This is a genomic window from Actinoplanes sp. TBRC 11911 (assembly GCF_012933445.1).
In the GTDB taxonomy this organism is placed as follows: Bacteria; Actinomycetota; Actinomycetes; order Mycobacteriales; family Micromonosporaceae; genus Actinoplanes.
In genome coordinates this window covers 136,432-155,201 of sequence record NZ_JABBNC010000001.1, presented here as the reverse complement: position 1 = coordinate 155,201, position 18,770 = coordinate 136,432, and the positions used below count along the sequence as shown (strand labels likewise).

The window sequence follows — 18,770 nt, the reverse complement described above, 5'->3', positions numbered from 1 at the left end:
CTGCTGCGAGTCGCGGACCCTGCTGCGAGTCGCGGACCCTGCTGCGGGGCGCGTAGTGCTGCGGGTCGCCAGTGGCGGTTGGCGCGGTGCCAGTTGCCGGTCGCGCAGTGCCGGTTGGGGGTGCGGCGCCGGTTGCCGGTCGCGCAGTGCCGGTTGGGGGGTGCGGCGCCGGTTGCGGGGGCTTGGCACGCGCGGGATCGAGATCCGCCGCCTGGCTCGGGAGCGGCGGCGACGGGGATTCGGAGCCTGACGCGAAAGAGCTCTCGTGGCGTTAGAGTCGCGGGGCATGGGATTTCTTACGTTCAGCCTCAACGTCACCCTGGACGGTTGCGTCGATCATCGGGAGGGGGTCGCCGATGACGAGACGCACGCCCACTTCACCCGGCTCATGGACGACGCCGGGGCGATGCTGTGGGGGCGCGTCACCTACGAGATGATGGAGAGCTCCTGGCCGGCCATCGCTCGCGGCGACGTGGAGGCGCCGGCGGCGATGCGTGAGTGGGCGGTCAAGCTGGAGGCCAAGCCCAAGTATGTGGTGTCGTCGACGCGCACGGATTTCCCGTGGGTCAACAGCCACCACGTCGGCGGCGATTTGCGCGACGGCGTGCAGAAGCTCAAGGACGCGACCCCGGCCGAGGTCCTGCTCGGAAGCGGCAAGCTCGCGACCGAGCTGGACCGGCTGGAGCTGATCGACGAGTATCGGCTGCTCGTCCATCCCCGGATCGCCGGCCACGGCCCCACGCTGTACCAGGGTGGGCTGCCCGCGACGCGCCGGCTCGAGCTGGTCTCGGCAGAGCCGCTCCGCAACGGCGCGGTGGCCATGCACTACCGCCGCGCGCGCTGAATGGCGGCAGACCGGCGTTTTACCACATGGCCGCATGCCCGAGTGGTCAGGGAGCCGCCTGCAAAGCGGCGTACGCCGGTTCGATTCCGGCTGCGGCCTCCAACGCCATCCACTGTGGGAACGACTGCGGCTCGCCGCCCGCAGACGGGGACGACTGCGGCCCGCCGCCCGAAAACGGCGGACGACTGCGGCCCGCCGCCCGAAAACGGCGGACGACTGCGGCTCGCCGCCCGAAAACGGCGGACGACCGCGGCTCGCCGCCCGAAAACGGCGGACGACCGCGGCTCGCCGCCCGAAAACGGCGGACGACTGCGGCCTGCCGCCCGAAAACGGCGGACGACCGCGGCCCGCTCCCGCATCGGGGGAGCGGGCCGCGGCCGGGTCGTCAGCGGAACAGGACGGCCGGGAGGTAGCCGGCGCGGTAGCCGGTCGCGGTCGGGTGGAACGGGGTGGGGTCGGTCAGGCCGGTCAGCCACGGGTTCGGCCCGCACAGGCCGTGCCCCGCGAACTCCGGCCGGACGTCGGCGAAGCGGAACCCGGCCCGAACGGCCGCGAGGGCGATCGTCCGGTCCAGCGTGTCGACGGCCCCGTTGATCGCGCGCCGCTTGACCAGGCTGGCCGGCGGCACGGCCGGGCACTCGGCCGTGGTCTCGAAGAACCGGGCGTAGCCGGCCACGACCACGGAGGCGTGCGGCGCGCGGGCGCGGACCGTGCGGTAGACGGTCGCGAGCCGGCCCGGCAGCTCCGTCTTGGTGACCTTCTCGGCGGTGGCGACGATGGCCTGGCAGTCCGCGTCGGTACCCTGCATGCAGGCCCCGATACCCGGCGTGAAGTTCAGGTCGTTACCGCCGATCGTGATGGTGACCAGATCGGTGTTGCGATTCAGCCCGGTCAATTGGCTGGTCAGCACGTCCTGTGTCGCCGCGACGCTGCAGGCGTTGAACTGGAAGCTCTTGACGTGCTTGGCGGCGGCGAGCAACGCCGGGTAGGAATTGTTGCTCCGCAGGCAGGTCGGATCGGTGTACGGCGGCGCGCCACCACCGGCCGCGTACGAGTCGCCGAGGGCGACATAGGACCCGATGTGCGGCGGCGAGGCCGACGCCGCGCCGGGGATCAACACGGCCGCGGCGGCCGCGACGGCGACCGCCACGGCCAGCATTCGACGTTTCAGCAAGGTGGTTCCCTTCCGCGTTCGAAAGCATTCGCGTCGGATAACGCGCGAAGATCCAACTCGTTCACCGCGACCCGGCCACAGTGTTCCGCGACACCACTCAGACGTCCGGGCCGGCGGAAGGTGCGGAGGGCAAAGTGGAGGGCGAAGCCGGCGTTGAGGAGGGCTGCCACGGGCTCACCCCGAACCGGCCGGTGCTGCCCAGATCGAGCGCCCCACCGGTGGGGGTGAGCACCTCGGACGGTGCCCCGGCCCGGGGCGCGACCGCCAGCAACGGGACGGTCACCGGCGGGTGGGTGGTGTCCGTGTACGTGTTGCGCCAGACCACGAACGCCTCGGCCCGTTGACCGGGCGCCAGCACCACCGGCGACGGCGCCCGCTCCAACGGGGGAATGGCGTGGGTGACCTGCGCGATGCCGTCCAGCACCTGCACGTCGGCGACCGCCCGATGCTCGTCGAGCGGACGCACCACCGGATATCCGTCGAGGCGATACTCAGCGTGCCCGCAGTTGACCAGTTCGATGCCGAGAACGCGCAGCCCGGACGCCGCGTCCCCGGCGCCCATCTCGAGCCGCACACCCGCCGGCGGGCAGGTGGGCGCGGCGGTCGCCGGCGGTACCGAAGCCGCGCTGGTTGGCCTCACGATGACCGGTGGCCGCTCGGGGAACGGGCCACCGCACCCGGCGAGCACCAGCGGAACGGCGAGCAGGACCAGCTTCACCGGCTGGATGATGTCAGCCCCGGACAACCCGCGTTCAGCGTCCGCGGGTCACGAACCCCGATTCGTACGCCAGGACCACCGCCTGGACGCGATCACGCACCCCGAGTTTCGTGAGAATGCGAGCGACGTGGGTCTTCGCGGTGTTCTCCGCCACCACGAGCGAGGCGGCGATCTCGGCGTTGGACAGGCCGCGGGCGATGAGCCGGAGCACCTCCCGCTCGCGATCGGTCAGCAGGCGTACGGCGTCGGGATTCTCCAACGGCTCGACCGCGAATCGTTCGATCAGCCGCCGCGTTGATCGACGGCTCGATCAACGCGTCCCCGGCTGCCGCCGCCCGCACCGCCGTGATCAGCCGGGACGTCGGCGCGTCCTTGAGCAGGAATCCGTAGGCGCCGGCCCGCAGCGCGCGGACCACGTATTCGTTCTGGTCGAACGTGGTCAGCACGACAACCCGGGGCGGATCCGGCAGCGCCGTCATCCGCTCGGTCGCGCTCAGCCCGTCCATCCCCGGCATCCGGATGTCCATCAGCACCACGTCCGGCCGCCGCGACCGGACGAGATCGAGCGCCACCTGCCCGTCACCCGCCTCGCCGACCACGTCGATGTCCGGCTCGGCGTTGAGGATCACGCGGAAACCGGCGCGCAGGAGCTGCTGGTCGTCGACCACGAGCACACGGATGGGTTCGGCCACCCGCTCATTGTGACTACCGCGGTAATCCTCGCGGAGTACGCCGTTCGGGGAAGATGCCCCGCGATGAGGACGACCCGGCCCCGCCCCCATTCCTAGCCTCAACAGCATGAATACAGTTCGCAAAGGCGATGTCGTTCTCGCCGCATCACTGACCGCTCTCGGCGTCGTTCTGATGGTCGCCGACATCATCAGCGATCCGGATCCGGGCCTGCGGATGGATTCCCGGTCGTGGCTCATGGTCCCCGTGTTCGCCGCGGCCACGCTGCCCATTCTCTGGCGGCGGCGCAACATGCTCGTGGTCTACGCGGTGACCTTGGCGGCTCTGGGGATTCACGTGCTCGCGTTCGGCTGGACCGTCCGCTGCGGCGCCGGCCTGCCGCTTTCCTTCGCCCTCGCGTACGCCTCCGGAAAACTCACCAAGGGCTGGATGTCCGTGCTGGGGCTGGCGGCCGCCGTGGCCGTCCAGGCGATTGTCCTGGTCCGGGATTCGGCCGCAGGATTAGGCATCATCGGCGTCACGGCACTGATGGCGGCCGTGGCCTGGGGGATCGGTGCCGGCCTGCGCAAACGGTCCGGCACCCGCGCGGACGTCATCGAACCGGCCAAGTCGTACGCCTAACCGGGAGGTCGCCATGGGGCTCCTGCGCGGGATCCGTCCCGTCGACGCCGTCCTGACCGCGGTGCTCTGCGGCCTGGGGTCGCTACTGGGAATCATGAACGTCCTCAGTGACGACCCCACCACCCGGATCGACTCGCACTCGTGGCTGATGGTCCCGGTCTTCGTCGCGACCGCGCTGCCGGTGCTGTGGTGGCGGCGCCTGCCGGTCGGCGTCATTCTGCTTTCCGGTACGGCGATGGCCGTGCACGTGGTGGCCTTCGGCGCCGTGGTCCGCTGCGGTTCGGGGCTGCCACTGTCGTTCACCCTCGCCTTTCTGAGCGGGCTGGCGGAGCGCACACGCGTACGGGCAATCGCGGTTTTCGCCTCTGGTGTGCTGACCGCGCTGGTGCTGGTCCGCGACACGGCGGCCGGCGTCGAGCTGCTGCCGGTGGCGCTGGTGTTGTGCGGCGTGCTGTTCGGGATCGCGCGGGTGCTGGCGCATCACTCGGCGATGACGCGGGATCTCCGGCAGCGCAACGAGGACCTGCGGCGCCTGCGCGACGAACGGGCGGCGCTGGACGTGACCGACGACCGGCTGCGGTTGTCCGCTCGGCTGGAGCAGCTCCTCGACCAGCGGCTCGGGCAGTTGGCGCGCGCGGCCGAGGACAGCGCGGCGATCACCGATCCGGCGGCGACCAGGGCGGCGCTGACCACGCTGGAGGAGGACAGCCGCCGCACGCTCGCGGACATGCGCGAGATCGTCGGGCTGCTGCGCGGCGGCGAGGTGTCGCTGGCGCCGGTGCCGTCGGTCGCGCATCTGGACGCGCTGCTCACCCGGCATCTGCGGTCCGCGTCGGCGCTGCGGGTGTCCGGCGAGCCGCGGATGCTTCCGGCGAGTGTGGAACTGTCCGCGTACCGGATCGTCGAGCACCTGATCACCGCGTTCGCCCGCGACGAGACGGCGGCGGTGGACGTGACGGTGACCTTCGGCGACGCCGAGCTGGAGATCCGCGTGGCGGGACCGGCGGGCCGCCGGGTCGACCTGCGCGAGGCGATCGGCCGGGCCCGCGAACGCGCGCGGCTGCACGCCGGATCCCTGACCGTGCGGACGGCGCGCGGCCGGGCCCGGGTGGTGGCTCACCTTCCGGTGCTGACCGGGGTCTGACGTGCGACGCCTGATCCCCGAGCTCCTCGTCGTCGTGGCCGCCGTGGCCGCGGCGGTGATTCCGGCGCGGCCGGACGGACCGGGCGAGTGGGTGGGCATGCTGTGCACCGCCGCCGGGGCCGCGGCCGTCGCGGGATGGCGCCGGTTCCCGCTCGCGGCGCTGCTCATCGGGCCCGCGCTGCTTCTCGTCCCGCTGTTTCTCGGGCCGGACCCGAGCGACTTCGTCCTGCTCGCGCTGCTGGGCTACGCGGCCCTGCTCGCGGACCGCTTCGGCGGCCGGGCGGCGTGGCTCGCCGCCGCCGCGTACGTCGGCTACCTCGCTGTGTTGTACGCCCGCACCGGGGAGGACAGCCCCGGCCTGATCGTGCTGACGTTGCCCGGTTTCCTGGCCGGGACGGCGTTGCGGCTGCGCCGGCAGACCGCCGAGGAGCTGGCCGAACGCGGCCGCGAGCTGGACCGGGAGCGGAAACTCTTCGCCGAGGTGGCGGTCCGCAACGAACGCGCTCGCATCGCCTCCGAGCTGCACGACATCGTCGGCCACGCGCTCAGCGTGATGGTGGTCCAGGCCGCCGCCGGGCAACGCCTGGCCGGTCCGGCCGCGACCGAGTCGCTGGTGGCGATCGCGTCGTCGGCCCGGCAGGGTCAGGCCGACCTGCACCGGCTGATCGACCTGCTGGCCGGCACCGAGGTGGCCAGCCCCGACCTGGCGATCATCGACGACATCGTGGCGCAGGCCGCGCGCAGCGGCCTGCGGGTCACCTGCCGGCTGGAGGGCTCCCGCGACGGGCTCGCCCGCGAGGTGGCGCACGCCGCGGTCCGGGTGGTCCAGGAGAGCCTGACGAACGCGCTGCGCCATGCCCCGGGCGCCGAGGTCCGCGTGCGCGTCCAGGCCGCGTCGCACGATCGGTCCTTGACCGTACGCGTCGACAACGACCCGCCACCCGCCCCGCCGAACCCGCCGTTGCCCGGCACGGGCCGCGGCCTGATCGGGCTGCGTGAGCGCGTTCTGGCCCTGGGCGGGACGTTCGTCGCCCACCCGGGCGCGGACGGCGGCTGGCAGGTTGCCGCCCACATACCGGATGCTGGTGTCCGGGGGGTGCCATCATGACTGTTCGTGACCGTGTCGGCGAGTTCTGCGCGACGTACGGCCTGAGCGTTCCGATCCTGCAGGCGCCGATGGCCGGATCGTCGCCGCCGGCGCTGGCCCGGGCCGCCGCTTCCGCCGGTGCCATGGGCGGACGCGGGGTCCTTCGCGACCCGCCGGAGCGCATCGCCCAGTGGATGACGGAGTTCGGGTCGGCGGGGCCGGTTCAGCTCAACATCTGGGTGCCCGAGGAGCCCGGGTCCCCCGACGACGAACGACGCGCGCTCGCCGAGGCGTTCCTGGCCCGCTTCGGTGTGCCGGGCACGCCACCGGACCGGCCGCGACCGGACTACCGCGCGCAGCTCGAGGCGATGCTGGCGGCCCGCCCCACCGTCGTCTCCTCGATCATGGGGATCTTCGACGCCGGCTACGTGCGCCGGCTGCACGACGCGGGCATCGCCTGGTTCGCCTGCGCCACCACGTTGCCGGAGGCGCTCGCCGCCCAGGAGGCGGGCGCCGACGCGGTCGTGGCGCAGGGAACCGAGGCCGGCGGCCATCGCGGCTGCTTCGATCAGGACGTGACCGCCGGCCTGGACAGCACACTGTTCGCGCTCGTGCCGCACATCGCGGACCACCTGCGCGTTCCGGTCGTGGCGGCCGGGGGCATCGGCGACGGGCGGGGCGTGGCCGCCGCGCTCGCGTTGGGGGCCAGCGCCGTTCAGGTCGGCACCGCGCTGCTGCGGACGCCGGAAGCGGGCATCTCGGCGAACTGGTCGGCGGCGCTGGCCGGTGCCGGGCCCGAGGCGGTGACGGTGACCCGGGCGTACACGGGACGCACCGCACGCGCCGTGTCCACCGCCTTCCTGCGGGAGTGGCAGCGGCCCGAGGCGCCCCGGCCGGCCCGTTTCCCGGACCAGCTCGGCCTGGTCGGCCGGTGGCGCGCCGGGAACGCGCCCGGCATCGAGGCCGAGAACTACTTCGCCGGCCAGAGCGCGGCGCTGGCGACCACGGATCCCGCCGCCGAGGTGATCACCCGGATGTGGCGGGAAGCGTCCATGATCCTTGCTTGATGCACGGATTGCCGGGAAAGCCTGCAGCCACGGTCAAGACGCACGGACCCGCCGGGCGTGAGTATTCGCTCATGCCAACAAACATGTGTCTAGGCGCGCATGTCGCGCGGCGCCATGCCGAAGCGGCGGCGGAACGCCCGGCTGAACGTCGTCGAGTCGGTGAATCCGTGGCGGAGCGCTATCTCGGTGATCGTCAGCCGGTTGGCCGGATCGGTCAGCAGCCGGGCACACCGCTGCAGGCGCATCTCGCGGATCGTGCCGGCGAACGTGTTCGGCCGGCCGTCGAAGAGGTTGTGCAGCGACCGGGGCGAGATGGCGAAGCGCCGGCACACCGTGACGACCGAGAGCGCGGGGTCGCCGAGGTGCGCGGCGACGTAACTCAGGACCTGCGATCGCACGGCGTCGCGTACCGAAGCGCTCTGATCGTGGCTGCCCATCGCGGCCGAGACCACCGAGGCGAAGGCCTGCTCCAGCTCGCCTGCCACCGACGTGGGCTGCGGCTGATCGATCTCCCACCACGCGTGCATCATGGCCGCGGCGATCCCGCCGAGCCCGGCGGACGCGTCGATCGGCGTCACGGTGCCCTGCCGCGGATGGGCGAGCCGGGAACTTAGCGACGTGTGCGGCAGGCGGAACGTCATCATCCGCCACCGCTGGTCGAAATCCAGGTAGTACGGCTCGGTCGTGTCCACCACGGCGAGCTGACCGGCCGACGCCGTCGACTCGCGGCCGTTCTGGCTCATGTGGCAACGACCGTCCAGCACCAGATTGACGAAGTAGAAATCCCCGTCGGAACGGTCCACCTCGCGTGGCCCGTGGATGGTGCGCTGCGGCTCGGACCGGACATCCGTCCGGGTCACCGCGCCCGCCGGACGCGCCTCCACCCGGCCGCCGAACCCGTCACCCGGTGCCAGCCGCTGCGGCGTCATCGGGATGAACACCTCGCAGATGACGTCGTGCCAGTACCCGAACTGGTCCCGCGCCGGTTGATCGGCGATGTCCCAGATGGCCATCGCATTCCCCCTCGTCAGCCCGGCCCCCATGCTGCCCGTCATCACCGCCGATGCGCAGTGGGGCCGGACACAGATCAGCAGGAAGGAAATCGCTCGATGGAGGAAACGACACACACCCGGACGTGGCTGGTCACCGGCGCGTCGTCCGGAGTCGGTCAGGCCGTGGCCGTGGCCGCCCTGGAACGCGGCGACCGCGTCGCGGCGATGAGCCGGAGCACCATGGCGCTGCGCCAGCTCTCGATAGGCTTCCGCGGACAGGCTCTGGCGTTGCCGGCCGACGTCCGCGACGAGGCCGCACTGTCCGAGGCCGTCGAACGCACCACGGGGGCGTTCGGCGGGATCGACGTGGTGGTCAACGCGGCCGGGTACGCGCTGCTCGGGCCGATCGAGGAGATCAGCGACAAGAAGGCCCACGAGAATTTCGACACGAACTTCTTCGGCGTCCTGAACGTGCTGCGTGCGGTGCTGCCCGTCCTGCGCGCGCAGCGTTCCGGACACGTGGTTCAGATGTCATCGATATTTGGGCATATGTCGTATCCGGGAACCGGGCTGCTGGCCGCCACGAAGCACGCGGTCGGCGCGGTCACCGAGGCGCTGGCGCTGGAACTCGCCCCGTACGGGATCACCTTCTCGATCATGGAGCCCGGCGCGGTCCGGACGCGATTCATGGCCGAGGGCGACATCGTGGCGCCCGGGGCGGCGTACCCGGAGGTGGGGGATGTGGTCCGGCAGTTGACGGACCTGCCGCCGCACCTGATGCTCGGCACCCGGGAGCTGGCCGAGGCGATCATCGGGACCGCGGACGCCGCCCGGCCGCCGCTGCGGGTCGCGCTCGGACCCGGTGCCGCGGACGAGATCCGCAAGGCGCTCGACGGGCGGCTGCGGGCGCTTTCCGACGGATCAGCGACTTGAGGTCCGCTGCGCTAAGCGATCCTCAAGGTCTCGTGCGGATATTGCCCGTACGCCTTGCGGTGCTGGTTCGCGAAGCGGGTGAGGTTGGTGAAGCCCCACCGGCGGGCGATCGCGCCCACCGTGTCGCGGGCGGGATCGGCGGCGCGTAGTTCGGCGTGTGCCCGGTCGAGGCGTACCGAACGCAGGTAGGCCATCGGCGCGATGCCGAGGTGGCGCTGGAAGCCCTCCTGAAGCGTGCGGACGCTGACGTGGCAGCGGCGGGCGAGCTCGGCCGTGGTCAGCGGCCGGTGCGCCTCGGCGTCGATGATGTCGGTGGCGTCGCGCACGGCGGCCGGGCGAGCCGGTTCCGCGGGCCGGTCGAGAGTTTGCCGGAAGGCGGGGCTGGCAACCATGAGGAATCCGCTGAGGACCGCCTCGACGAACGGCATCGCGGCCATCGGCTGATGCAGCACGCTGTCCGGGTCGGCGAGTTCCGTCGTCAGGTGCCGCAGCATTCGCACCCAGCTACGGCCGGGACCGCCGCGCACGTCGACGGATGGGGTCCACCGGTCGGCGACCGGGCCGCGAACCGTGTCTCGCAGGATCCGCTCGACGGCGCCGAGATCCATTTTCACCGCGAGGATCCGCGTGCCGGCCGTCCAGTGCGTGACCGACGTCTCGCCGCTCGGCCGGTAGAACGTGGCGGTCTCGGCGGTGGTCAAGAGGTCGACGCCGCGGTGCCGGGACCGGAGGCCGCCGGACAGCGCGACGTTGGCGTGGTACCCGTTGCGCCCCTCGGCGAAGTCCATCCGGATGTCGGCGCGGACCGTCGCGTCGACGACCGTGATCGGCCCGGCCCGCAGAAACCGGCAGTCGGTCGAGAACCGTTGCGCGGCGACCAGCTGATCGAGGGTGTGCGGGTAGAAGGCCGGCACCGAGCGGTCCAGCACGTCCTCGATCGAGGTGAGGCGGGCCTGGGGGCTCGCCCCGATGACGAAGGGGCCGTTCACCGCGCCATGGTGCCGTGCACGGCCGCCGGGCGACCACTGTTTCGGCTCACAGTGCCGGCGATGCTGCCCCCTGCGCAGCATCGCCGGCGCTGGTTCTCCGGGTCGATTTCCCGACGCGTCGAGCTAAGCCGTCGCGGGGTGCGCGCGGCGAGCCGCCGGACGCGGCGCGATGGACACCCAGCGCGGATCGTGGCTCACACGTCGTAAAAATCACCGCGCCTCGTACGCCGTACCGGGAAAGATAGGGTGGTGACCGATTTCGACCAGCCGCACCTGTTCGTGAAGGTCTGTGGCCTGCGCACCCGTCCGGACGTCGCCACCGCGGTCGGCTCCGGCGCGGACGCGGTGGGGTTCATCCTGACGCCGAGCCCCCGCCAGATCGCTCCGGCCGAGGTCCGCCGCCTGGTCGACGACGTGCCGCCGGGTGTCCTGACGGTCGGGGTCTTCCGCGGCGAACCGGTCGAGCAGGTGCGCTCGGCCGTCGCGGAGTCCGGCGTCCGGGCCATCCAGCTCCACGGCGACGAGCCGGCGTCGCATTTCGACGCGCTCGGTGACCTGGGCCTGCCGCTGATCCGGGCGACCTCCCCGGCCGGTGACCTGCGCACCGGCTCGCACGGCGAGGATCTCCTGCTGGTCGATTCCCCCAAACCCGGCTCCGGTACGGCGTGGGAGTGGACCGATCTGGCCGGGGCGATCGACGGCCGGTGGCTGCTGGCGGGCGGCCTGAACCCGGGCAACGTCGGCGCCGCGGTGGCCGCGCTGCACCCGTGGGGCCTGGACGTCTCCAGCGGCGTCGAGGCCAGCCGGGGCGTGAAGGACCCCGGGCTGATCCGCGCCTTCCTCGCCGCGGCACGGACCGCCGAGCTGGGATAACCGCCGCTGGGATACCGTCTGCGGGTGGCGAGATGGATGGGCACCCTGATGTGGGCGGTCGCGAACGTGCTGATCGGCGTCTGCGCGATCCTGCCCCTCGGCCTCGGCTCCAAGCTGGTGTTCGGCCGCCCGGACATGTTCGAGGTCGGCGACGGCCGGGCCGCCTCGGCCACCGGCATCGTGGTCGTCACCCTGGGCGTGCTCGGCGGGTTGTTCGCCCTGGTCAACGTGCCGTTCCGGCGGCGCCTCCCGCCCGGCGCGGCGAACGCGGTCTGGCCCGCGGCGGCGGTGCTCGCGCTGGTGCCGTTCGTGATCGTCCTGGTGTCCTGAGCCCCGCCACCTACTTTCTGGTGATGGGCACGCAGTTGCCGGTCTTGTAAGTCTTGTTCGCGTCCGGGACCAGGCCGTGCCCGGCGACCGCGATCCGGGCGCACACCTTCGGGGCGTCGCCGATGGCCCGGACGAAACGCCGGTCGTCGGTGTCCAGAATGGAGGGACGGCGGTCCTCGACGTACCATTCGCCCTGCTAACTCTTCGGGGCGTGCGAGCCCATCAGGTGATCCGGCGGATACTTCCCGTCGCCGCCGTAGATGTGCAGGTGGTAGCCGGCGTCGACGTCCGGGGTCGAGCCGTCGTAATCCACGTTGTAGTTGATGGTGAGTTTGCCGTCGGCCAGCACCGCCGAGGTGAGGCACACCCAGCGGCGGTTGCTCTTGATCTCGTCGGTGCACTGTTCGTCGGCGGGCAGCGTCGGGCTGGGTTTAACGCTGGGCTGGATGGCGGCGGCGGGGATGTTCTTCTTGCCGTCGTCGCGGCCGTACTGCGCGTACGCCACGCCGCCGGCGGCCAGCAGCAGCGCGAGCCCGAGGCCGGCGCCGATGAGCAGCCGTCGCTTGCCGCGGCGGCCTCGCGTGGGTGGTGCCGGCGGCGAGGCCCGGCCGGCCTGTGGCGGCGAGGCGGCCCCGGCGGACAGCACGCTGGTGGCCCACGACGAGGACGGACCGGCTGGCGCCGGGCTGGTCGGCCGGGCCGGGGCCGGGCTGACCGGCCGGGGTGCCGCCGGGCTGGTCGGCACCGCGGCCACACCGGCCTTGATCGGCGGCGCCGGCCGAGCCTTCGGGGAGGCCGGTTCCGGCCGAGAGGCCGCCGGGGGAGCCGGTGCCACCGCCCGGCCCGAAACCGTCCCGGTGCTCGACGCCCCACTCGCCAGCCACGCACCACCCAGGGCGACCGCGTGCTTCGGATGCGCGTCCACCGCCACCGGCCGCCCGAACTCCGACGTCACCATCTGCGCGACGATCGGCATCCGCGACGACCCGCCGACCAGCAGCACCGAATGCAGCTCGTCCGGCGCGGTCCCGGCCGACCGGATCGCCCGCTTCAACGCCTCCACCGACCCGTACAAGGCCGGCCGCACCATCGCCTCCAGCTCGGAGCGGGTGAGCCGCACCTCGGTCACCAGGTTGGGCAGCAGCACCGGGATCGTCGTGTCGGTGTCCGCCGACAGCGCCTCCTTGGCCTGCACGCATTCCTCGCGCAGCCGGGCCACCGCGGCGATCGCCCCGGGGTCGTCCTCGTCGAGCTCCTTCAGCTGGCCGGCCAGCGCGCTGCGGACGTGGTGGAACACTGCCGCGTCGAAGTCGATGCCACCAAGGCGTTCGATCCCCTCCGGCCGGCCCAGGATGTCGAAGCCGGTCGCGGTCTTGCGCAGCACCGCCGCGTCGAACGTGCCGCCGCCCAGGTCGTACACGGCGACGACGGCGCCCGGCTCGATGCGCTGCTGCTGCGCGTAACTCACCGCCGCCGCCTCCGGCTCGGTCGTGTAGATCACCGAGCCCTCGAGGTCGGCCATCCGCACCGCCTGGCGCAACAGATCTATTTTGTACGCCCCCCAGTTCGCCGGATGCGACACGCACGTGACCGGCGGTGGTCCGCCCTCCCGGTCGATCACCTGGTCGGCCACCGCGCGCAGCAACCGGGACATCAGCGCCTCGGCCGACTGCGGAACGCCACCGACCAGGATCGGTGTGGTGTCGCCGACCCGGCGCTTGAACTCGCGGGCGACCCGGTGCGGCTCGGTCAGTCCACGCCGGTTGGCCGCCTCCCCGGTCAGGAACGTCTCGTCCTCGCGCAGCAGCACCACCGACGGGATCGCGGCGCTCCGGCTGCCTAGCGGGACGATCTCGGCGTGCCCGTCGCGCCAGGTGGCCGCGGCGGTGAACGTCGTACCCATGTCTATGCCGAGTGTGTACATCGGGTCGCTCCATCGATAGGTGTGGAAAGGGGGTTTTCCCCCAGCCGGGCGGGCGCGGGCGCTTCTAAGGTGGGGACATGGAATCCGCTCGTCCCCTTCGCGAGGTGTTCGCCGACCTGACCGGCGCCGGAAGCGCCGGCGGTGACCCGCGCGAGCTGCTCGACGGGCACGGCCACGCCGGCCTGCCGGACGACCTCGTGGCCGAGGCGGTGGTCAACTTCGCCGACACCGCGCCGGTGGAGGTCGCCGAGCATCTGGCGCCCTTCGTGACGGCGCACAGCGCGGTCGGGGCGGACGAGACGACCGCCGACGAGGGCTGGCTCGACCTGCTGGTGACGGCGCCGGCCGGGGACGACGCCGGCGACCTGGACGACATCGCGCCCGACGGGCACGCCGCTCTCGACGCCGGTCCGGGGTTCGACCTCGACGTCGATTTCGGGGCGGGTGCGGACGCCGGCGGCGGCACCGACGCGGCGCACGACGCCTATCCGGATGCCGGCTCGCTGCCCGTCACCGAGACCGCCGTGACCGACGACGACGGGGACGGCCTCGACCCGAGCGATCTGGATGACGCCACGACCGACGACATCGGCGCGGAGGCCACGCTGGCCGCGGACGATTTCGACGACGATGACGACGAGCCGGACATCGACGACATCGGCTGACCGGGTCATCGCGACCGCTCCAGCCCGGCCAGCATGCCCTCGCAGGAACGCACGGCCACGCGGGCCGCCACCGCCATCTCGTACGGGGTCATCGGGCTCTCCGCCCGCCGCTGCCACCGGGCAAGCGCCGCACCGGCGGCCGCGGTCAGCTCGGCGTCACTCGCGTCCGGCGCCAGCCGCAGCCGTTCGCTGGGCGCGCTGCCCGACCCGCCGATCACCCGTTCCAGCTCGGCCACGGTGTCCGCCTTGCCGGTGATCCAGCCGGCCCGCACGCTGGACAGCACCCGCAACTCGTTGAACGGGTGCGCCGACGCCATGATCTCTTCCACGGCGGCCGAGATTCCTTCACTTCCCGGCCGTACGCACGTACGGGCGGTCTCGGCGAGCGCCAGCAACGCCGAGCGGCTCTTGAGCACGTCCCGGCGTTCCAGGAACAGCGACCCGATGATCTCGCGCAGGTCGTTGAGCCCGCTGCGGTAGCCGAGTTCGCGGGACAGGTCGGTGGCGGTGGTGGCCACCTCGCGGCGCAGCAGCGTGCTGGTCAGCCGCACCCCGAACAGGCCGAAGCGGTTCAGCAGCGCCTCGCGTTCCAGCGCGGTCAGGCCGAGCTCGGGCATCGCGTGCGCGAAGCGGTCCGCGGACAGCAGCAGGTCCTCGGCCTGCCGCACCGGCAGGTCGGCGACCCGGCGCAGCTGCGCGACCTCGACCTCGGTCAGCGTCACCGCGGTCTCGGCGAGCAGACCGGCCACCGGAACCACCGACTGGACCAGCCGCCGCACGTTCGCGTCGGTGCCGAGCCGGGCCGCGATCCGGCGGGCCGAGGCCATCGAGTCGAGCCGGCCCGCCCCGATCTCGTCGGCGCGCGACAGCACCCCGATCGCGTTCACCGGGCTGGGCCGGGACACCTCGGTGTCGTGGAACGCCCGCAGGAACTCGACGTCGCCGACGTGCAGGTGGCGCAGCAGGTAGACGACGGCGTCGGCCGGTGTCTCCTCGTCGTCCGGGACGAGAAGCCCCCATGTACGCTGTACGGCCTGTTCGGACAGCGACCCGATGCCGGGGGTGTCGATCAGCGTGACCGTGCGCAGCGAGCGGGCCGGCCAGGTGACCACGAGCTGGGTGACCTCGTCCGCGCTGAGCCCGCCCAGGTCGATGTCGATGACCCCGTCCTCGCGGGTGAACCGCAGCGGCCGCGGCCGGCCCTCCTTCGGGGTGGCCTCCACCTGATACGTGTGGCCGTCCTGGTACCAGGTCACGATGCGGGTGCACTCGCCCGCGTCGGTCGGTGCCAGCCGTTCCCCGACGAGCGCGTTGAGCAGGGTGGACTTGCCGGCCTTGACCCGGCCGGCGACGGCCACGCGCAGCGGCGCGTCCAGGCGTTCGCGGATCGCGGTGAGCCGGGCCGCGAACGCGGTACCCCGGTACACGGCGTTGCCCCGGTCGAGGACGGTCCGGGTGCGGTCGATCAGGCTCATCCGATCACCTCCAGGGCGCGCTGCCGCAGCTGGCGCACCCGGGTCAGCTCCGCGTCGACGTCCTTCAACCGCTGCTGGCGGTCCTGTTGGGTGCGTTTCGCCGCCTCCGAGGCGCTGGCGAGGGCCTGCGCGTTGGTCCGGTTCAGCTCCTCGGCCAGCCCGCTGTAGTGGTCGCGGAGCTGCCGCTGCACCCGGCGCAGCGTGTCCCGCGAGTCCTTGCTCGCCGCGAAGGTGACCTCGTCGCAGTAGCGCCGGATCGCGTTGCGCGCCTCCGCGCGCCGCTTCTGCACCTGGCGCTTCTTCTCCTCGCGGAGGCCGCGATGGCCCATCACGAGGCCGATGCCGATGCCGATCGGTCCCAGCGAGACGCCGACCAGGCTGCCCAGGATGATGAACATGAGCGCGCCCCCGTACGCGTTCTTCAACGCCACCATCGCCTGCTTGGCCAGCCGCATCCGTTTCAGGTCGATCTTGTGCTGGAAGTCGTCGACGGCGGCGAGCGGCGTCGGGTCGTGCACCGCGAGCCGGGCGGTCAGCGCGCTCGACGCCTCCAGGAAATGCCGGCCCACGCGTTCGCTCAGCTCACCCGACCGCCGCCGTAGCAGGTCGTAGTTGTCCAGCAGCTCCTCGGCCACCCGCGCCTGCAGCCACGGTTCCATCTCCGGCCAGGTGTCGGCCGGGTCGGAGTCCTCGATGGTGGTGTCCGCCTCGGCGATGATCGTGCGGATCCGGGCGCGCAGGTCGTGGTCGATGTCGGCGGTCAGGTCCGCGATGCCGTCGGCGAGCGTCAGGTTCCACTTGGCCGCGGCGCTCTTGAGCGCGTCCACGCGGGCCTTCACGTCGGTGAGATCACGGACCACCCGCTCGGCCGCCTCCGGGTCGGCGAGCGCCGTGCGTTCCGCCTCGAAATGGGCGTCGAGCTGGTCGCAGAGCGCGAGCACCTCGGCGGCGGCGTCGGCGGCCAGACGGTCGGCCGCCGAGCCGCCGACCTGGTCGTTGAGGAACTTGACCAGGTGGGTGAAGCCGGACTCGGTGTTCAGGCCGGTGTCGCCGGCCTTGACCGCGCGCGAGCGCAGCGTCGACGAGACCGGCATCAGCGGGACCGGGCAGTGCGTGGTGAGGTGCTGCTCGTTGAGGTCGCGGATCTGCCGCCAGGACGGGTAGAAGTCGGTCTTGGTGAGGACGCAGACCACCACCGGGCACAGCGACCGCGCCCGCTGCAGGAAGTCGACCTCGCTGCGGGTGAGCTCCTGCGCGGCGCCGGTCACGAAGATCACCGCGTCGGCCATGGACACCGCGGCCAGGCTCGCGGCGGCGTGCGGCGAGGACAGTCCGCCGACCCCGGGAGTGTCCACCAGGACCAGTCCACCGGCGAGGATCTTGCGCGGGATGCGGACCTCCACACCGGTGATCTCCGGCCGGCTTTCGCTGCCTTCGACGACGTACCGGCGTACATCAGCAATCTGGATCTTTTGAGGGGTTGACTCGGGCTCGCCGAGCAGGGCCGCCTCCGGTTGCTCGCCGTGGCGTACGTAGGTCGGGATGGCGGTGGCGACGTCGTCGTCGACCGGGCAGACCGTGGCGCCGACCAGGGCGTTGACCAGCGAGCTCTTGCCCTGCTTGAACTCGCCGGCCACGACCACGTGCAGGACCGGGTCGGCCAGGGCGGTGCGGGCGGCGGTCAGGCGGGCGGCGGCGTCCGGCCGGTCGTACGCCGTACAAGCGCGCAGGCCCAGCTCCACCACGGCGACCGCCTTCGCGGCCGGGACGACGTCGGTCACGGCTCTCCCCTCCGATCGGTGCCGCCACGCAGCGGGCCTGGTCCGGCCCGCTGCCATGCCGCTTTCGGCTTCAGCCGGCGATGACGCTGGAGTCGTCGCCGCTCTCGACGTCGGTGACGGTGGTGTCGTCGTCCGAGACCGTCGTGGTGTCGATGTCGGTGATGGAGGTGTCGTCGTCGCTGATCGAGGTGGTGGTGTCGTCGTCGGACACCGTGGTCACCGTGGTGTCGTCGTCGCTGATCGTGGTGTCGTCGTCGCTGATGGAGGTGTCGTTGTCGTTGACGGTGGTGGTCGTGTCGTTGTCGCTGATGGTCGTGGTGGTGGTCGTGTCGTTGTCGTTGATCGTCGTGTCGTCGTCGGAGAAGCTGCCGGTCGCGTTGCCGCCCGCGGAGATCGCCGAGCCGTCGCCGGCGACGTTGTTCGAGGCGTTCGCGGCGTCCCCGCCACCGAAGCTGACCGCGCTGTCGGTGATCTCGGCGTCCGGCAGGTTCGCCACGTCGCCGCCCCCGAAGTTGAAGACCGACTCGTCGACGTCGCCGTCGACCTGCGCGGTCTGGTTGCCGTCGCCGACCACCGCGTCGTCCAGCTCGTCGGCCACGATGCCGGTGTTGACGCCGGTGTTGACCGCGCCGGAGAGGTCGTCGCCGACCTGCACGGCACCCTGCCCGGTGTTGGCCTGACCGAAGTTGTCGCCGTCCACGAGCAGCGAGCCGTCGCCGCTGAGCGTGGTCACGTCGCCGTCGACGACGCTGGAGAAGTCGCCGGTCGCGGCGTTCACGTCACCGTCACCGGTGCTGGTCACCGAGCCGTCGCCGGTCGCGGCCGTGGCGTTGTCGCCCGCCACCGAGCCCTCGCCGGTCGCCACGTTGATGTCCTCACCGGCCAGCGCGCCGTCGCCGGTCGCCGCGGTCACGTCGCCGCCGCCCGCCACCGCGCCGTCGCCCGAGGCGCTGATGTTCGTCGCGTCCACGTCCACGTCACCGAAGACGGTGTCCACGTCGACGTCCAGGCTGTTGTCGGTGACGCTGGTGAAGCTGACGTCCAGGTTCTGGGTGATGTAGTCGTCGCCCTCGTACGTGGCGTACGTGACGTAGTTGAGGTGCTGGACGACGTGGTCGACCGACTGCGTACCGGCCGAGGACGACGCGGCGGGCGGGGGAGGTGCCGTGCCGCTGCCACCGCTGGCCGAGCCGCTCGACGAGCCGCCGCCGCTGCCGCTGGTGTAGCTCTCCAACGCGCCGCGCGCCTCGTCCGAGACGCCGGGCTCATCGGCGGCCTCGCTGACGACGGCCGGCACGTCCACCGCGGACAGGTCGACGTCGGTGACGCCCTGCGCGGTCAGCGTCCCGTTGGGGTCTTCCGCGTACCGGCTGGCGAACTCGCGGTCGGTGAGCAGGTTGAGTACGAAATCTTTCAGAAGCTGGGTTGCGTCGGTGGTCATGATCTACTCCTCGCTAGGCATG

Annotated in this window: 17 protein-coding genes, 1 tRNA gene and 1 pseudogene; 10 read left to right on the top strand and 9 right to left on the bottom strand. The window is 72.1% G+C overall.

Annotation, left to right across the window (positions count from 1 at the left end; genetic code table 11):
* Positions 1-286 precede the first annotated feature (286 nt).
* Positions 287-844 (top strand): dihydrofolate reductase family protein, encoded by a 558-nt coding sequence (locus HH310_RS00655; RefSeq protein ID WP_169173377.1) that lies wholly within the window; start codon positions 287-289, stop codon positions 842-844.
* Between the two features lie 28 nt (positions 845-872).
* A tRNA-Cys gene (locus HH310_RS00650) sits at positions 873-946 on the top strand.
* Positions 947-1,229: 283 nt separating this feature from the next.
* Here HH310_RS00650 and HH310_RS00645 read toward each other — a convergent pair.
* The 3 genes and pseudogenes from HH310_RS00645 to HH310_RS00635 form a co-directional block, all read right to left on the bottom strand.
* A complete protein-coding gene (locus HH310_RS00645) occupies positions 1,230-2,018 on the bottom strand; it encodes an SGNH/GDSL hydrolase family protein (RefSeq protein WP_248293549.1) in 789 nt (262 codons plus the stop codon).
* Positions 2,019-2,115: 97 nt separating this feature from the next.
* Positions 2,116-2,736 carry a DUF4232 domain-containing protein gene (locus tag HH310_RS00640; protein ID WP_169173376.1) on the bottom strand — a complete coding sequence of 207 codons (621 nt, stop codon included), beginning with the start codon at positions 2,734-2,736 and terminating at the stop codon, positions 2,116-2,118.
* A 34-nt stretch (positions 2,737-2,770) separates the two neighbouring features.
* Positions 2,771-3,428, bottom strand: a pseudogene (locus tag HH310_RS00635) (response regulator).
* 106 nt (positions 3,429-3,534) lie between these two features.
* On the opposite strand from HH310_RS00635, the gene HH310_RS00630 reads away from it, so the two are divergent.
* The 4 genes from HH310_RS00630 to HH310_RS00615 are packed head-to-tail and all read left to right on the top strand — an operon-like array spanning position 3,535 to position 7,345.
* Entirely contained in the window at positions 3,535-4,047 is a 513-nt protein-coding gene (locus HH310_RS00630; protein WP_169173375.1) for a hypothetical protein, read from the top strand.
* Between the two features lie 13 nt (positions 4,048-4,060).
* Entirely contained in the window at positions 4,061-5,191 is a 1,131-nt protein-coding gene (locus HH310_RS00625; protein ID WP_169173374.1) for a sensor histidine kinase, read from the top strand.
* Between the two features lies 1 nt (position 5,192).
* Positions 5,193-6,299 (top strand): histidine kinase, encoded by a 1,107-nt coding sequence (locus HH310_RS00620; RefSeq protein WP_169173373.1) that lies wholly within the window; start codon positions 5,193-5,195, stop codon positions 6,297-6,299.
* On the top strand, positions 6,296-7,345 hold the full coding sequence (locus tag HH310_RS00615; protein WP_169173372.1) for a nitronate monooxygenase family protein: 1,050 nt from the start codon (positions 6,296-6,298) through the stop codon (positions 7,343-7,345). Before HH310_RS00620 ends, HH310_RS00615 begins: the two co-directional genes overlap by 4 nt.
* A gap of 89 nt (positions 7,346-7,434) precedes the next feature.
* Here HH310_RS00615 and HH310_RS00610 read toward each other — a convergent pair whose 3' ends face one another.
* A complete protein-coding gene (locus HH310_RS00610) occupies positions 7,435-8,358 on the bottom strand; it encodes a helix-turn-helix domain-containing protein (RefSeq protein WP_169173371.1) in 924 nt (307 codons plus the stop codon).
* 96 nt (positions 8,359-8,454) lie between these two features.
* On the opposite strand from HH310_RS00610, the gene HH310_RS00605 reads away from it, so the two are divergent.
* A complete protein-coding gene (locus tag HH310_RS00605) occupies positions 8,455-9,270 on the top strand; it encodes an SDR family oxidoreductase (protein ID WP_169173370.1) in 816 nt (271 codons plus the stop codon).
* 11 nt (positions 9,271-9,281) lie between these two features.
* On the opposite strand, the gene HH310_RS00600 is transcribed toward HH310_RS00605, so the two are convergent.
* On the bottom strand, positions 9,282-10,259 hold the full coding sequence (locus HH310_RS00600; protein ID WP_169173369.1) for an AraC family transcriptional regulator: 978 nt from the start codon (positions 10,257-10,259) through the stop codon (positions 9,282-9,284).
* A gap of 249 nt (positions 10,260-10,508) precedes the next feature.
* Here HH310_RS00600 and HH310_RS00595 point away from each other — a divergent pair, with 249 nt between their 5' ends.
* Positions 10,509-11,132 (top strand): phosphoribosylanthranilate isomerase, encoded by a 624-nt coding sequence (locus HH310_RS00595; protein WP_312033731.1) that lies wholly within the window; start codon positions 10,509-10,511, stop codon positions 11,130-11,132.
* Positions 11,133-11,156: 24 nt separating this feature from the next.
* On the top strand, positions 11,157-11,462 hold the full coding sequence (locus HH310_RS00590) for a hypothetical protein (RefSeq protein WP_169173368.1): 306 nt from the start codon (positions 11,157-11,159) through the stop codon (positions 11,460-11,462).
* A 196-nt stretch (positions 11,463-11,658) separates the two neighbouring features.
* Here the strand turns inward: HH310_RS00590 and HH310_RS44640 are convergent, their stop codons facing one another.
* Positions 11,659-13,386: an Hsp70 family protein gene (locus HH310_RS44640; RefSeq protein ID WP_169173367.1), complete on the bottom strand. Its 1,728-nt coding sequence runs from the start codon at positions 13,384-13,386 to the stop codon at positions 11,659-11,661.
* Between the two features lie 77 nt (positions 13,387-13,463).
* Here HH310_RS44640 and HH310_RS00580 point away from each other — a divergent pair, with 77 nt between their 5' ends.
* Complete coding sequence (locus HH310_RS00580; protein ID WP_169173366.1) at positions 13,464-14,051, top strand: hypothetical protein; 588 nt, start codon at positions 13,464-13,466, stop codon at positions 14,049-14,051.
* 5 nt (positions 14,052-14,056) lie between these two features.
* Here the strand turns inward: HH310_RS00580 and HH310_RS00575 are convergent, their stop codons facing one another.
* From HH310_RS00575 to HH310_RS00565, 3 genes are read right to left on the bottom strand one after another with little or no spacing between them, the layout of a single operon-like run.
* Positions 14,057-15,526 carry a dynamin family protein gene (locus HH310_RS00575; protein ID WP_169173365.1) on the bottom strand — a complete coding sequence of 490 codons (1,470 nt, stop codon included), beginning with the start codon at positions 15,524-15,526 and terminating at the stop codon, positions 14,057-14,059.
* On the bottom strand, positions 15,523-17,364 hold the full coding sequence (locus HH310_RS00570) for a dynamin family protein (protein WP_169173364.1): 1,842 nt from the start codon (positions 17,362-17,364) through the stop codon (positions 15,523-15,525). Before HH310_RS00570 ends, HH310_RS00575 begins: the two co-directional genes overlap by 4 nt.
* A gap of 13 nt (positions 17,365-17,377) precedes the next feature.
* Complete coding sequence (locus HH310_RS00565) at positions 17,378-18,748, bottom strand: hypothetical protein (RefSeq protein ID WP_169173363.1); 1,371 nt, start codon at positions 18,746-18,748, stop codon at positions 17,378-17,380.
* Positions 18,749-18,770 lie beyond the last annotated feature (22 nt).

Coding starts and splice junctions, on each gene's coding strand:
- HH310_RS00655 (WP_169173377.1), top strand. CDS start 287: ATGGGATTTCTTACGTTCAGCCTCAACGTCACCCTGGACGGTTGCGTC.
- HH310_RS00630 (WP_169173375.1), top strand. CDS start 3,535: ATGAATACAGTTCGCAAAGGCGATGTCGTTCTCGCCGCATCACTGACC.
- HH310_RS00625 (WP_169173374.1), top strand. CDS start 4,061: ATGGGGCTCCTGCGCGGGATCCGTCCCGTCGACGCCGTCCTGACCGCG.
- HH310_RS00615 (WP_169173372.1), top strand. CDS start 6,296: ATGACTGTTCGTGACCGTGTCGGCGAGTTCTGCGCGACGTACGGCCTG.
- HH310_RS00610 (WP_169173371.1), bottom strand. CDS start 8,358: ATGGCCATCTGGGACATCGCCGATCAACCGGCGCGGGACCAGTTCGGG.
- HH310_RS00605 (WP_169173370.1), top strand. CDS start 8,455: ATGGAGGAAACGACACACACCCGGACGTGGCTGGTCACCGGCGCGTCG.
- HH310_RS44640 (WP_169173367.1), bottom strand. CDS start 13,386: ATGTACACACTCGGCATAGACATGGGTACGACGTTCACCGCCGCGGCC.
- HH310_RS00580 (WP_169173366.1), top strand. CDS start 13,464: ATGGAATCCGCTCGTCCCCTTCGCGAGGTGTTCGCCGACCTGACCGGC.
- HH310_RS00575 (WP_169173365.1), bottom strand. CDS start 15,526: ATGAGCCTGATCGACCGCACCCGGACCGTCCTCGACCGGGGCAACGCC.
- HH310_RS00570 (WP_169173364.1), bottom strand. CDS start 17,364: ATGGCAGCGGGCCGGACCAGGCCCGCTGCGTGGCGGCACCGATCGGAG.
- HH310_RS00565 (WP_169173363.1), bottom strand. CDS start 18,748: ATGACCACCGACGCAACCCAGCTTCTGAAAGATTTCGTACTCAACCTG.